Genomic DNA, 13,194 nt, shown 5'->3' with positions numbered 1-13,194 from the left:
TTACCCCTTCACGCCGGACGAGATCATGATGGCATCGGTGACGCGCCGCTGGAAGATGACATAGGCGAGGATGACAGGCATGGCCGCCAGCATGGCGACCGCCATCAGCCGCGCATAATGAATGCCGAAGGCATCGTTGACCTGGGTGATGCCGACCGGCACCGTCATCATGTCCTCCGAGGTAACCACCAGGAACGGCCAGAAGAAGGCATTCCAGACGCCGATGAAGGTGACGATCGACATGGCGGTGGTGATGCCCCAGTTGAGCGGCAGGAAGACCTTGAACAGGATCGTATATTCGCCGCCGCCATCCAGCACCACGGCTTCCCGCATTTCCTTCGGCACACCGTCGAAGAACTGCTTGTAGACGATGATGACGATCGGCGCGATCAGCTGCGGCAGGATGATGCCGGCCCAGGTGTTGATGAGGTTCAGGTCCTTCATCAGGATGAACTGGGTAACGACCAGCGTCTGCCCCGGCACCATGAAACTGCCCAGCACCAGGCCGTAAAGCAGCCGCCGACCGGGAAAGCGGATCTGCGAGAGCGCGTAGGCGCAGAGCATCGAGATCAGGATGACAAGCACGGTGACGATGGTCGCCGTTCCGATGGAATTCACATACCAGAGCATCAGCTTGGTGTTGAAGATCGCATCCAGATAGGCCTTCAGCTGAAACTCGTCCGGCAGGATGGAGACGCTACCGGCCGCGTTCTCCTCCGAGCGGATCGAGGTCAGGAAGCCCCAGTAGAGCGGAAAGATCCACACCAGCGCCGCCATCAGGGTCAGCACGGTCAACACGATGTTTTCGAGGCGTCTCATCGGGCTCATGAGGCTCTCCGGATGCGCACAAGCTGGAATTGCAGGACGGAAATGACCACGATCAGCAGGAACAGGACCGTCGCCACCGCCGAGGCATAGCCGCCATTGTTGGACTGGAAGGCCTCGCGATAGACCTTCAGGAGCAGCACGTAGGACGAGTTGAACGGACCGCCGCCGCTCAGAAGATAGATCTGGTCGAAGATCTTCAGCTGCAGGATGAGCTGCAGGGTCAGCACGAGGGCCGTGACCGGCCAAAGCAGCGGCCAGGTGACGCGCGAGAATTTCTGCCACGTGGTCGCGCCATCCAGCGAGGCCGCCTCATAGAGTTCGCTTGGAATATTGCGCAGACCGGCGATGAACAGCAGCACATTGAAGCCGTTGGTCCACCAGATCGTCACCACCGCCACCATCGGCATCACCCAGTAGGGGTTCTTGAAGACGGCGACCGGCTTGCCGGTAAACAGCGCGATCACCGGCTGCAGCACGCCGAACTGCAGGTCGAGCATCCAGGCCCACAGTTCCGTCACCACCGAGACAGGCAGCACATAGGGCATGAAGAACAGGCTCATGACGAATGTCTGGCGAAAGCCCGACAGGCGGTTGATGGCAAGCGCGATCAGAAGCGCGATCACCGTGGTCGGGATGACGGTAAGCGCCACGAAATAGGCATTGTTCTTCAGCGACAGCGTGAACAGCCGGTCGCCGAACAGCTTCAGATAATTGTCGAAGCCGACCCAGTGCCCCGCGCCCACAAGCGGAGCATCGGTGAAGCTGATGCGGATCATGTCCAGCATCGGGTAGAGGAAGAAGACGGAAAAGGTCACCACAAAGGGCGTGACCATGGTCAGGGCAATCAGCGACTTCTTGCGCCGGTTTTCGATCATTGCCACGGTTGCGACCTCCAGCATGTCAGGGCGTGCGAAAATCGCCCTCCGGCGAAGGGAACCGGAGGGCGAAGGCAGATCACTTGAGCTTGCCTTGAAGCTCGGTCTTGATCTGCTGGACGGCATCCGCACCGCTCATATAGCCCTGGATGGCCGGGGCGATGATGTTGAGCGAGGCATCATAGGCGGGCGAGGCGACGCCGGTGATGCGGGTCTGCGGATCGAAGGCTGCCGCCTCGGCCAGCGTCGCATAGGTGGCGTTCGGCTGCAGCGCCTTGTAGTCCGCGCTTTCGGTCACCGCCTTGTAGGCCGGGATATGGCCGGCATCGGCCCAGCCGATCGCATGCTTTTCCATCCAGCCGATCACCTTCATGACCGCGGCGCGCTTTTCGCCGGACACGGTCTTGGCGCCCTCGTTGGGAATGGCGAAGGCATGCGAATCCGCCCAGGTGGCGCGCTTGCCCATGAAGGGTGGAATTTCCACGGCGCTCCACTTGAAGCCCAGCTTGCCGTTCTTTTCCAGGTCCTTGTAGGTCGGCACTTCCCAGACGCCGTTCAGCTGGAAGGCGGATTTGCCGGCCGAGAAGAGCGCCACGGAAGCCTGGTATTCCGCCTGTTCCGGCGCCCAGCCCTTTTCACGCCAGCGCGACATGGTGTCGATCACCTTGGCAGCCTTCTCGGCATTGTCGCCATCCAGAACCTTGCCATTGGTGACGAATTCACCGCCCTGCTGCGACAGAAGCGTGTAGAAGACGCGCCAGACGCCCGCATCGCCACCGGACTGATAGGTCACCGGCGTCGGCACGCCCTTGCCCTTCAGCCAGGCCAGCGCCGCCTCGAAATCGGCGAGCGTCTTGATGCCGGTCAGCTTGCCGTTGGCATCGAGATAGGGCGAGCCCTTCAGCATGTCGGCATTATAATAAAGAATGAGCGCGTGGATATCGAAGGGCACCGCATAGAGCTTGCCGTCATGGGTGGCGGCCTTGATCGGCGCATCGAAGAAATCGCCGGTTTTGAGGCCGGCATCCTCGAGATCCTTCGGGGTGATCTCGCTCAGGACCTTCTCCTCGAGGCCGAGCGGCGCGCGAGACAGGTGGTAGGTCATTACATCAGGGCCTTCGCCAACGGCAGAGGCCGTACGGACCTTGGTGTAGAAGGGCACGCCCCATTCGAGCGTCGTGCCCTTGATCTGGATGTCCGGATGTTCCTTGTTGAAGGCATCGATGAGCGCCTTCATGCGCACGCCGTCGCCGCCGGACAGGAAGTCCCACCAGATGATATCCTGCTTGGCAAGCGCCGGCAGGGCGGCAAGGCTGAGCGCCGTGCCAAGAAGTATCGTCTTGATCAGTCTCATCGTTTCTCCTCCCGTTTTTCTCACATGATCATGCTCTGCCCGGTCAGATGCGGACAGGTGATCCCATTCACCGGACGCCTCCTCGCGCCCTAGCGAAGCCTGCGGCCTTCACCATCGAAGACCAGCACGTGCCGCGGTTCTGCAGAAAGCTGGACGGTCTGACCGTCCAGCCGGTCGCGGGACCCCTGCCGCTGCACCACGATTTCCCGCCCGCTTGCCGTGCGGGCATAGAGATAGGAGACGTCGCCAAGCTCCTCGGCGACCTCCACCTGCACCGGCAGCCCCGCGCCGCCGATCCTGAAATGCTCGGGCCTCACCCCGATCTCGACCGCCTGGCCGACCGCTGCCTGGCCGGAAAGGTCGGCCGTAAAAGCGTGCTCGCTGCCTTCCAGCTGCAAGTTCACCCGGTGTCCCTCGCGCGCGGCGATCACCGCCGGCAGGAAGTTCATCGAGGGCGAGCCGATGAAGCCCGCCACGAAGCGGTTGTCGGGGTCGTCGTAGAGGGCAAGCGGCGCGCCGGCCTGCTGCACCACGCCGCCCTTCAGCACGAAGATCCGGTCGGCCAGCGTCATCGCCTCCACCTGGTCATGCGTCACGTAAATCATCGTGGCGCCCAGCTGGCGGTGCAGTCGTGTCAGTTCCAGCCGCATCTGCACGCGCAGTTCCGCATCGAGGTTCGACAGCGGTTCATCGAACAGAAAGACCTTCGGCTGGCGCACGATCGCCCGGCCGATCGCCACGCGCTGGCGCTGGCCGCCCGAAAGCTGCGAGGGCTTCTTCGGAAGATGCTCCCCGAGTTGCAGGATGCGCGCGGCCTCCTGGACCCGCCTGTTCACCTCCTCCTTCGGCCGGCGGGCGAGCCGCAGGCTGAAGGCCATGTTCTCGAACACGGAGAGATGCGGATAGAGCGCATAGTTCTGGAACACCATGGCAACCTGCCGCTCGGCGGGCTCGACGGCGGTCACATCGCGATCGTCGATGACGATCGCGCCGCCGCTCGTCTCCTCCAGTCCAGCGATCATGCGCAGCAGCGTGGATTTCCCGCAGCCGGAAGGGCCGACGAACACGGCAAAGCTGCCCGTCGGGATCTCCATGGAGACATCGCGCAGGGCGTGGAAACTGCCAAACGTCTTGGCGACATTGGTGAGGCGGACACCCATGGCCGCCTCACTGAACCTTCACGCGCAGGACATGATACGAAAGCGGCGCAAGCCTGCCCTTCAGCGCGCCATCCTCGACGGCAACGCCGCTGCCGGTGACGGGAACGACGCGATCCGGCGCGTCAGGGCCGTTGCCGATGCGCAGATCATGGCCTTCCATGACGAGATGTAGGGCAAGTTCCGGCCTGGAATAGCCAATCAGGCTGACATCGAGTTCCGCCGTTTCCGTCAGGTGACGGTTCAGCACGAACAGCGTGACCACGCCCTCGTCCGCATTGTAGACACCGGCAACGTCCAGATATTTCACGTCATCGGCCGTGCTGCAGTCATAGGTCGGGCAATCGACGGCGACGTTCAGCGCCTCGCCGCGACCATAGAGCGAGGCGAACTGGTAGGGGTAGTAGATCGTCTGGCGCCAGGCCGGACCGTTCTTCTCGGCGCGGATCGGCGCGATCACGTTGACGAGCTGGGCGATGCAGGCGATGCGGACGCGATCGGAGCGACGGATGAACTCGTTCAGCAGGCCGGCGACAAAGAGCGCATCCTCGAAATTGTAGGTTTCTTCGAGCAGGGCAGGGGCTTCCGGCCAATCCCAGCTCTTGATGCGCTGCCCGTCTTCCTCGCGGATATGATACCAGACGTTCCATTCGTCGAAGCAGATGCCGACATCATTCTTGGCGCGCTTCTTCGCCTTCACGTAATCGATGACGCCGCCGATGGTCTGGATGTAGCGGCCGGTTTCCTCGATCTTGCCGAAATAGTTCAGCGTGTCGCGGCTGTTGTTGCCGAAATATTTGTGCAGCGAGATGTGGTCGACATTCTCGTAGCACTCCTCCAGAACCTCGCGCTCCCATTCGGGATAGGTCGGCATGCGGTCGTTGGAACTGCCGCAGACGATCGCCTCGATGGTCGGGTCGAAGCCCTTGAACGCCTTGGCGGTTTCGTTGGCGAGACGGCCATATTCCACGGCCGTCTTGTGGCCGATCTGCCAGGGGCCGTCCATCTCGTTGCCGAGGCACCACATCTTGACGCCGTGCGGTTCGTTGGCGCCATGGCTGCGGCGCAGGTCGCTCAGCGTCGTGCCGCCCGGGAAATTCACGTATTCGAGGAAGTTGCGCGCATCATCGAGGCCGCGCGAGCCGAGGTTGACGGCGAGCATCATCTCGATGCCAGCCATGCCGGCCCAGGCAGCAAACTCGTTGATGCCGATCTGGTTGGTTTCCTTGGAGCGCCAGGCGAGATCGAGGCGGATCGGCCGCTGGTCGCGCGGGCCGATCCCGTCTTCCCAGCGATAAGCAGAGACGAAATTGCCGCCGGGATAACGGATCGCCGGGATCTTGAGGTCCTGCACGAATTTCAGCACATCCTTGCGGAAGCCGTTTGCATCGGCTTCCGGATGGCCCGGCTCATAGATGCCGCCATAGATGGCGCGGCCCATGTGCTCGATGAAGGCAGAATAAAGACGATCGTCAATGCGCCCAATCCGGAAATCCCGGTGGACGGAAACACGCGTTTTCATAAGGTCTCCTCCCATGCAAGTTTGTATCAAAAATTTTGGTACAAACTCTATTTTATGATATTGTTATCGGAGGTCGACCTGATGTCAACGTCTAAAATCATACTTTTGATCGATTGTCGGATTTCACACGGCGGTGCGCAGCCGCAGCAGAATCTCCTGGTCGTAATTGCCGAAACCGCGTCCGAAGATGTTGAGACCACCCGGATGGCGGGCATCCTGCTTGACCTCAATGCGCAGGCGGATGGAGCGATGCGCTGACAGATCGAGATCCTTCAGAGAAACATCTGAGATGCGCTTGCCATCGACGAAGGCGCCGTCACTGGTGATCCGCCAGGTCTTCAGCATGCCGTATTGCGAGCCGGAAAGCTTCCACCAATCGGGGGTATAGGTGCCGCGCTTGTCACCGAAATCGCCGGGCGAGGTCCAGACACCGAGCTCCACGCCGTTGACCGAAAGCGTGATATCCGAGGGCCAGTTGCTGTGCGTGCCCGGCACTTCGGAACTGACTTCCATGGAAAACTCCATCTCCTCGATGGTGCGTCCCTGAATCTTGGCGTTGTTGGGAAACTGATATTCCACATAGCCCGAGGTAAACCACAGCAGCGCCGCCTTCATCCGGTCCGGGTCCATGAAGGTATCGGGGACATCGAGGAGACCGATGATGCCATCGGGCGAACAGATACCGCAGGGGGCCGTGACGGAGCTTTGGGTATAGAGGCCAAGCGGCATGGACACGCTGATCAGGTTCGCGTCCGCCGCCTTTTCCGGCTTGTGGAAGGAGATGATCAGCTCATCACAGGTAGCAAAGCAGATCTTCTGGCTGCCCTTGCGCGCTTTTTTCGTTTCGGTGCGGACAAGCCCGGCCGCCTCCAGCACCGCCACGCTGGCGGAAATCGAGGACTGCGGCTGCTGCAGCCGATCGGCGATCTCGTTGACATTCAGGCCGTTGGATTCATGCAGCACCTTGAGGATCTGGACGCGCACCAGCGAGGCGGCGGCCTTCAGGACGTCGAATTCCTTCTCGGCATCGATCAGCAGAAAATTGGGAGTCATGCGTTGTTATCCGGCCCAGACAGATGTGTATCGAACTATCTGATTTAAAGGAACGGAGGGCAGCTGTCGATCAGCTATGCACGCGGCGAGACGATTTTTCGAATGGCCGCAACGGAGGGCGTGGATATGGCGGGGGAGGCGCTGCCGGCGGCCAGGGGAAAGCCGCCGGCACTCGATTTCAGTCGGTCGCATCCTTGTAGATGCCGGTTTCGACGGCGACGCGGCGATAGGCGGCGCCGGCCGTGAAGCCTCCATCGATGACGAAATCCTCGCCGGTGATGAAGCTGGAGGCGTCCGAAGCGAGGAACAGCACCAGTTCGGCAATTTCTTCCGGCTTGCCGCTGCGCTTCATCGGCGTCATCTCGATCATCGGCCTCAGATGCGGGCTGCCGGCATTGAGCCCGGTCACCACCAGGCCGGGGCAGATCGCATTGACGCGGATGCCCTTGGTCGCAAACTCCATGGCAGCGCTGCGGGTCAGACCGCGCAGGCCCCATTTGCTCGCCGTGTAGGCCGGATCGTAATGGCCGGAAAAGCCGCTGTTCGACGAGATGTTGACAATCGAGCCGCCACCGCCCTTGGCCATCAGCGGCGCCACCGCCTGGATGCCGAGGAAGGCACCGGTGAGGTTCACCTTCAGCACCCGCTCCCAGGCGTCGAGCGCCGTCGTCTCCACCAGCGTGCGGTTGATGATGCCGGCATTGTTGACGAGGATGTCGATGTGCCCCTTCCAGTCGCGGGCGAGCGCGATGATCCCGTCCCAGCTCGCCGGGTCGGAAACGTCGAGAAAGGCGAAGCGGGCCTCGCGGCCCTCTGCCTGCAGGGCGTCCGCGAGCGCGCGCCCTTCATCGGCCAGCACGTCGGCGATGATGACGGCCGCCCCCCTGGCGGTCAGCAGCCGGGCCTCCGCCTCGCCCTGTCCGCGTGCACCGCCGGTGACGATGGCGAGTTTGCCTGCAAGATCGGCCATGGTCACTCCCTCGCCTCGATGGTCGCCTGATGCTGGCTGCCCAGACCGTCGATGCCGAGCGTGATCACCTGACCGGGCTTCAGGAAGACCGGCTCGGGACGGATGCCCATGCCGACACCGGGTGGCGTGCCGGTGGCGATGATGTCGCCAGGCTCCAGCGTCATGAACTGGCTGATATAGCTGACGAGATGAGCGACACCGAAGATCATCGTGGCAGTGGACCCGGTCTGGCGGCGAACGCCGTCGACATCAAGCCAGAGCGCAAGGTTCTGCGGGTCCGCCACCTCGTCGCGCGTCACCAGCCAGGGGCCGATCGGGCCGAAGGTGTCATGGCTCTTGCCCTTGGTCCACTGGCCGCCGCGCTCCGACTGGAAGGCGCGTTCGGACACGTCGTTGACGACGCAATAGCCCGCCACATGTTCAAGCGCCTTGTCCTCGGAGACATATTTGGCGCGTGTACCGATCACGACGCCGAGTTCGACTTCCCAATCCGCCTTGGTGGAACCGCGGGGGATCTCGATATCGTCATTCGGGCCGACCACGGCGGAGGTAGCCTTCATGAAGAGGATCGGTTCCTCCGGCGGCGCCTTGCCGGTTTCCTTCGCATGGTCGGCATAGTTCAGGCCGACACAGATGAATTTGCCGGGCCGCGCGACGCAGGCGCCGATGCGCGCGGGAGTGACTTCGGGAAGGCTCGCCGGATCAATGGCCCGCAGGCGTGCGAGGCCTTCGTCGGAGAGCGTGTCACCGGCGATGTCGGCAACGATGCCGGAGAGATCGCGGATCTTGCCGTCCGCATCGAGAAGGGCGGGCCTTTCGGCGCCCGCCGGGCCATGACGGAGGAGTTTCATCAGGCGCGCCTGTAGCCAACGAGGATGCTGTCATCGACGTCGGGCAGGTTGACGACGATGTTGTCCGGGGTGCGGGTGGTCAGCCACACCAGTTCTTCGGTGGTCGACATGTTGACCTCGATATGCGGCCAGTGCGGCGGCACGAAGATGAAGTCGCCCTCTTCCATGTCGAGATATTCCTGCCAGTTCTCGCCGAAATAGATGCGGCCCTTGCCCTTCAGCACATAGCCGCCGGTTTCGGCCTCGCCATGGTGATGCGGATAGGAGCGGTAGCCGGGTTCGTTGGAAACCTTGCCGAACCAGATTTTCGTGGCCGGCGTATGCTGGGGGCTGACGCCGGAGACGCGCACGCAGCCGCCGGACTGGCCGGTTCCGGTGTCTTCCTGCCCCTTGCGGGTGACGACGGGCATAACCTTGGTGTTCATGTTGTCCTCCTCGGGTTAAATGGATATCGCGCTCAGTCCGGCACGACGGCGAGCGCCTGGATCTCGACCTTGGCGCGGTCTTCCATCAGCGCCACCACCTGTACGGCGGCCATGGGCGGGAAATGCCGGCCGATGATGGCGCGGTAGACCTCGCCGACCTCGCGCATGCGCGAGCGATAGGCGTCGCGGTCGGTAAAATACCAGGTCATCTGGATCAGATGTTCCGGCTTGGCATCCGCAGCCGCCAGAACGGTGACGATGTTGGTCAGCGTCTGGCGCACCTGATCGACAAAGTCGTCGGAATGGAACTCGCATTGTTCATCCCAGCCGATCTGCCCCCCGACCTGCACGATGCGGCCACGGGCACTGATGCCGTTGGAATAGCCGATGGGTTTGGCCCAGCCTTCAGGCTGGATGATTTCATGCATCATGACGGGGCTCCAGATAACGGGTAAGGCCTGCCCGGATGTCGTCAGGCCAGGGATGGGACTTGTGATCGATCGTCGAGGTCATCACGATGCGCTGGCGCACCGTCCAGATGATGTCGCCGTCCACGGTGACCACCGTTTCGAGATCGAGCGAGGCGCGGCCGATGGCGCGCACCGTGACGGCAAAATCCAGCACGTCGCCATAGACGGCCGGCTTCTTGAATTCGAGGTTCAGCGTCACGGTCGGCAGACCGAGCTTGCGCTCGAACATGATCTCCTTCCAGGTGATGCCGAAGGAGGCGAACATCGCCTCGTTGACGTCGACCAGCATGGAGAGATAGGCCGGGTGATAGGCGATCCCGGTCAGGTCGCAATCGCCGAACCGCATCGGCTTGGAAATGGTGAAGGGCATGGGGTTTCTCCCGCTTTTCCTGTTATCCGGCCATGATCTCGCCGCCGGCGACCGCGATCGCCTGCCCGGTCACGGCAGAGGCGCCCGGTGCGGCAAGCCACGCGACGCTATCGGCCACCTCCTCGGGGGCGACGAGACGTCCCTGCGGATTTGACCGGGTGAATTCGGCCAGCGCCTCCTCGGCGCTGCGCCCCGTCTTCTGCATGATCGTCTCGATCGAACGGGCAATGATCGGGGTGTCGGTGAAGCCCGGACAGACCGCGTTGACGGTGATGCCGCTGCGGGCAAGCTCCAGCGCCAGCGCCCGCGTCAGCCCGATCACCCCATGCTTGGCGGCGCAATAGGCAGAAACATAGGCATAGCCCGTCAGCCCGGCGGTCGAGGCGATGGTGATGATGCGGGCACCTGTCCCATGCGCCTTCAAATCCGGCAGCACTGCCTGCGTCACCTGAAAGACGCCAGTCAGATCGACGGCCAGCACCTTCGACCAGAGGTCGAGGCTTGTCCTCTCGAAAGACGCACTCGGCGCTTCGCCGGCATTGTTGACGAGGATCGAGACGGGGCCGAAGTTCGCACGCGCCTTTTCCAGCCCCGCCGCGATGGCCTGCGCATCGGTGACATCGAAGCCGGCGAGGGGAAAGGCCCGCCCACCGCCGAGTTCGCCGGCCAGAGCCTCCAGCGGTTCCGCACGGCGGCCGGCCAGCGTCAACCGGGCGCCGTCGCGCGCGAGCCGGCGTGCAATGGCCGCACCGATGCCGGAACCGGCGCCGGTAACGAGAACATGCGTGTCCTGAAGCGAGTGCGCCACGTCCGCCTCACTTCGAAGGCGTTGCGGCACGGGCGAGGTTCGCCTCGTACTGATATTTGCCGGACATGTACTGTTTCGGCCACGCCACGTTCTTCAGACCGATCCTGGCTGCCTCGTGCAGCGCCCAGGCGGGGTCTGCCAGATGCGGACGGGCAACAGCGCAGAGATCGGCACGACCGGCGGCGATGATCGAATTGGCGTGATCTGCTTCCGAAATGGCTCCGACCGCGATGGTTGCGATGCCGATCTCGTTGCGGATCTTGTCGGAGAAGGGTGTCTGGAAGAGACGGCCATAGACCGGCTGCTCTTCCTTCCATACCTGACCCGACGAGCAGTCGATGAGGTCGGCGCCGGCATCCTTGAACATCTGCGCAAAGATCGCCGCATCCTCCGGCGTATTGCCGCCCTCGAACCAGTCGTGGCAGGAGAGGCGCACCGAGATCGGCTTGTCGGCCGGCCAGGCTTCGCGCACCGCCTTGAACACTTCCAGCGGATAGCGCGCCCGGTTCTCGTGGCTGCCGCCATATTCGTCCTCGCGCCGGTTGGTCAGCGGCGACAGGAAGCTGGACATCAGATAGCCATGGGCGGCGTGGAATTCGAGCCAGTCGACGCCGGCTTCCGCCGCGCGCTTCGTGGCGGCGACGAAATCGGCCTTGACGCGGTCCATGTCGGCCCGGTCCATCGCCTTCGGCACCTTGCTGTGCTTGAGGTACGGCAGCGCCGAGGCCGACAGAAGCGGCCAGTCGCCGCTTTCGAGCGGCTGGTCGATACCTTCCCAGGCAAGCTTGGTCGCGCCCTTGCGGCCGGCATGGCCAAGCTGAACGGCGACCTTGGCACTGGAATTGCCGTGGACGAAGGCGACAAGCCGCTTCCAGCCTTCCATCTGCTCATCGTTCCAGAGGCCGAGGCAGCCAGGTGTGATGCGGGCATCAGGCGACACGCAGGTCATCTCGGCGAAGACGAGACCCGCGCCGCCGAGCGCACGGCTGCCGAGATGCACCATATGGAAGTCGTCGATCAGACCGTCCTTGGCCGAATACATGGCCATGGGCGAGACAACGATTCGGTTCGGCAGTGTGAGACCACGCACTTTGTAGGGCGTGAACATCGGTGGCAGGCAGCGCTCGCCTTCTGTCACATTGAGGCCCTGCTTGGCAGCAAACCAGCGCTCGTAGCCTTCCAGCCACGTCTTGTCGCGCAGGCGCAGGTTTTCGTGGCTGATGCGCTGCGAGCGGGTCAGCATGGAATACATGAACTGTTCCGGCTCCAGCGTGTCCGCATACCGTTGGCCGACGACCTCGAACCACTCCATGGCGTTGCGCGCCGCATTCTGGATGCGGGCGACGTCGACGCGACGGATCTCCTCATAGATCTTGAGGACATCGGCAATACTGTCCTTGCCGTGGCCGGCCTTGTTGAACTGGTTCGCGAGTTCGATCGCATCGTCAATCGCGAGCTTGGTGCCGGAGCCGATGGCAAAATGGGCGGTGTGGGCGGCATCCCCCATCAGGACCACGTGACTGTTGCCGTTGAAATGGCTCCAGGTGCCACAGATCAGCCGCTGGAAGTTCAGCCAGGCAGAGCCGCGCAGATGGCGCGCATTGGTCATCAGCTCCGCACCCTCCAGCGTCTCGGCAAAAAGGTCCTGGCAGAACCGGATCGACTCGTCCTGCGACATCTCGCCGAGCTTGTGAGCCTGATAGGCTTCTTCCGTCGTTTCGATGATGAAGGTCGAGGTCTTGTCATCGAACTTGTAGATATGCGCCTGGAACCAGCCGTGATCCGTCTTGCGGAAATCGAAGGTGAAGGCGTCGAACAGCTTGTGGGTACCAAGCCAGATATAGCGGTTCGGACGAACCACCATGTCGGGCTGGAACACCTCGGCGTAACGGGCGCGGATACGGGAGTTCACGCCGTCGCAGGCGATCACCAGATCAGCCTCAGGGAAATCCAGATCACTCTCGGCTTCCCGTTCGAAGACCAGCTCTACGCCCAGCGCCTCGCAGCGCGCCTGCAGGATGTTCAGCAGCTTGCGGCGGCCAATGCCGACGAAACCATGACCGGTGGTGCGTTGACGGGTTCCCTTGAACAGAACCTCGATATCGTCCCAGTGATTGAAGGCGTCCTCGATCTCGGCGGCACTTTCGCCATCCCAGGCGCGCATCGATTGCATCGTCTGGTCGGAGAACACCACCCCCCATCCGAAGGTGTCATAGGGACGGTTCCGCTCCACCACCGTGACCGTGTGGTCCGGATGCAGCTTCTTCATCAGAAGCGCAAAATAAAGCCCCGCAGGCCCCCCGCCAATGCAGACGATACGCATGAAACCCTCCGTGGTCGCGCCCCTCGATCGCGGAAGGGCTTCGATTTATTTTAAGGTTAAAGTATCTAGAGAGCCGAGGCCTGTCAACTGCCCAGCCGCACCATCGAACACTGTCTGAGATCGGCCACGTCGGAGGCTTTCAGATGTAGCCAATAATTCTTATAAGGCAACTTTTATTCCCTGTGATT

At 62.4% G+C, this 13,194-nt stretch carries 13 protein-coding genes; all 13 read right to left on the bottom strand.

Annotation, left to right across the window (positions count from 1 at the left end; translation table 11 throughout):
- Complete coding sequence (locus F3H95_RS18525) at positions 1-828, bottom strand: carbohydrate ABC transporter permease (protein WP_142880573.1); 828 nt, start codon at positions 826-828, stop codon at positions 1-3.
- Positions 825-1,703, bottom strand: coding sequence for a sugar ABC transporter permease (locus F3H95_RS18520; RefSeq protein ID WP_149747131.1), 879 nt, complete (start codon positions 1,701-1,703; stop codon positions 825-827). Before F3H95_RS18520 ends, F3H95_RS18525 begins: the two co-directional genes overlap by 4 nt.
- A 79-nt stretch (positions 1,704-1,782) precedes the next feature.
- Positions 1,783-3,057, bottom strand: coding sequence for an extracellular solute-binding protein (locus F3H95_RS18515; protein ID WP_142880574.1), 1,275 nt, complete (start codon positions 3,055-3,057; stop codon positions 1,783-1,785).
- An 89-nt stretch (positions 3,058-3,146) separates the two neighbouring features.
- Positions 3,147-4,217, bottom strand: coding sequence for an ABC transporter ATP-binding protein (locus F3H95_RS18510; protein ID WP_149747076.1), 1,071 nt, complete (start codon positions 4,215-4,217; stop codon positions 3,147-3,149).
- 7 nt (positions 4,218-4,224) lie between these two features.
- Complete coding sequence (locus F3H95_RS18505; RefSeq protein WP_149747075.1) at positions 4,225-5,736, bottom strand: alpha-N-arabinofuranosidase; 1,512 nt, start codon at positions 5,734-5,736, stop codon at positions 4,225-4,227.
- Positions 5,737-5,859: 123 nt separating this feature from the next.
- A complete protein-coding gene (locus F3H95_RS18500) occupies positions 5,860-6,789 on the bottom strand; it encodes a transcriptional regulator (protein WP_149747074.1) in 930 nt (309 codons plus the stop codon).
- A gap of 178 nt (positions 6,790-6,967) precedes the next feature.
- Positions 6,968-7,759: an SDR family oxidoreductase gene (locus F3H95_RS18495; RefSeq protein WP_149747073.1), complete on the bottom strand. Its 792-nt coding sequence runs from the start codon at positions 7,757-7,759 to the stop codon at positions 6,968-6,970.
- A gap of 2 nt (positions 7,760-7,761) precedes the next feature.
- Complete coding sequence (locus F3H95_RS18490) at positions 7,762-8,610, bottom strand: fumarylacetoacetate hydrolase family protein (RefSeq protein ID WP_149747072.1); 849 nt, start codon at positions 8,608-8,610, stop codon at positions 7,762-7,764.
- Entirely contained in the window at positions 8,610-9,035 is a 426-nt protein-coding gene (locus tag F3H95_RS18485; protein WP_142880580.1) for a cupin domain-containing protein, read from the bottom strand. The genes F3H95_RS18490 and F3H95_RS18485 overlap by 1 nt, the downstream gene beginning before the upstream one ends.
- 32 nt (positions 9,036-9,067) lie before the next feature.
- On the bottom strand, positions 9,068-9,463 hold the full coding sequence (locus F3H95_RS18480; protein WP_149747130.1) for a RidA family protein: 396 nt from the start codon (positions 9,461-9,463) through the stop codon (positions 9,068-9,070).
- Positions 9,456-9,875, bottom strand: a complete 420-nt coding sequence (locus F3H95_RS18475; protein WP_142880581.1) for a thioesterase family protein — start codon at positions 9,873-9,875, stop codon at positions 9,456-9,458. The genes F3H95_RS18480 and F3H95_RS18475 overlap by 8 nt, the downstream gene beginning before the upstream one ends.
- A gap of 22 nt (positions 9,876-9,897) precedes the next feature.
- Positions 9,898-10,683 (bottom strand): SDR family NAD(P)-dependent oxidoreductase, encoded by a 786-nt coding sequence (locus F3H95_RS18470; RefSeq protein WP_149747071.1) that lies wholly within the window; start codon positions 10,681-10,683, stop codon positions 9,898-9,900.
- Positions 10,684-10,690: 7 nt separating this feature from the next.
- Positions 10,691-13,006, bottom strand: coding sequence for a bifunctional salicylyl-CoA 5-hydroxylase/oxidoreductase (locus F3H95_RS18465; protein ID WP_149747070.1), 2,316 nt, complete (start codon positions 13,004-13,006; stop codon positions 10,691-10,693).
- Positions 13,007-13,194: the final 188 nt, after the last annotated feature.

It is taken from the genome of Rhizobium sp. RU35A, from assembly GCF_900156005.1.
GTDB classification, from domain to species: Bacteria; Pseudomonadota; Alphaproteobacteria; order Rhizobiales; family Rhizobiaceae; genus Neorhizobium; species Neorhizobium straminoryzae.
The sequence above is the reverse complement of the archived record's forward strand: the minus strand, read 5'-3'. Positions and strand labels throughout refer to the sequence as shown.